The following is a 963-nucleotide window of genomic DNA, read 5'->3' as shown; positions in this document are numbered from 1 at the left end:
CGGTCACCTGGCCGCCCGCGTCACTCGCCGGTGGCGCGGGTCAGGGCGCCGCTGTGGGCGATCACGCGAGCGGCCGCCGGGGCCGCGGCGGGAGGCACCGCGGCGGCGTACTGGTGGGTCTCGAAGAGCTTGAGCGAACGGCGGAGCACCGACTCCTCGATCGCCCACCGGGCGGACTCGGGCACCGGGATGAAGTCCTTCTCGGCCGTCCTGCTGGTCGTCGTGGTGGTGCGCGACAGCGAATACTGGATCAGCGCCCCGCCGTCACGCGTGCGCAGCGCGTAGACCGGATTGTCGTTGCCGCTGAAGATCGAGTCATAGCTGAACCCGGCCAGCTTGGCCTGGCCGCGCTCCTGGGCGATCTCCTCGGCGATGTCCGTCGTGTAGGGGCCCGGTGCGATCAGGCCCGCCGCGACGCCGTTGGCCCCCGCCTCCGCCACCGTGGCGTGCAGCGGCCCCATGTAGTGAGGACTGATCGTGACGCTCTTGTCCTGGGGCCCCAGCGCCGTGGCGTAGCCGTCGGTGTCGAGCGCCACCTGCGGGGCCTTCTCCCCGGCGAGGAGCGTCGTGGCCGCGCTGAGCCGCCAGTCGGCGGCCTTGGCGAAGGTCAGCATCGTCAGGTGGCCGTCGCGGGTGACCAGCGCGCTGAACCACGGCGCCCGCTCCCCGGGCGGGAAGCGCGGCACGTACAGCGTGGGGCGCCCCCACCGGAAGCGAGGCGGGCGGTTGCCGGTGGACTCGAAGGCGGCCGTGGTCAGCAGGGCCTCGGCGTCGCGGGTGAGCTCCAGCGACAGCCGCAGGTCGCCACCCGCGCGCAGCAAGTCGTCGGTGGCGATGAACTCGGCGAACACCTCGGCCGCCTGAGCGGGCGTGACCGGAGGGGGCGCCGGCGTCGGCGTGGGGGAGGCCGACACGGCGGCGGCCCGCGTGGGCGCCGTCGACCCGGAGCCCGAGCACGCGGCG

1 protein-coding gene is annotated in these 963 nt (G+C 74.6%); it reads right to left on the bottom strand.

Annotation, left to right across the window (positions count from 1 at the left end):
* Nucleotides 1-20: 20 nt before the first annotated feature.
* On the bottom strand, nt 21-963 hold a 943-nt coding region (locus DQW85_RS22200), incomplete at its 5' end, for a DUF8094 domain-containing protein (RefSeq protein ID WP_162795225.1).

Source organism: Nonomuraea lactucae (assembly GCF_003313395.1).
GTDB classification, from domain to species: Bacteria; Actinomycetota; Actinomycetes; order Streptosporangiales; family Streptosporangiaceae; genus Nonomuraea; species Nonomuraea lactucae.
This window is presented reverse-complemented; position numbering and strand designations above follow the sequence as displayed.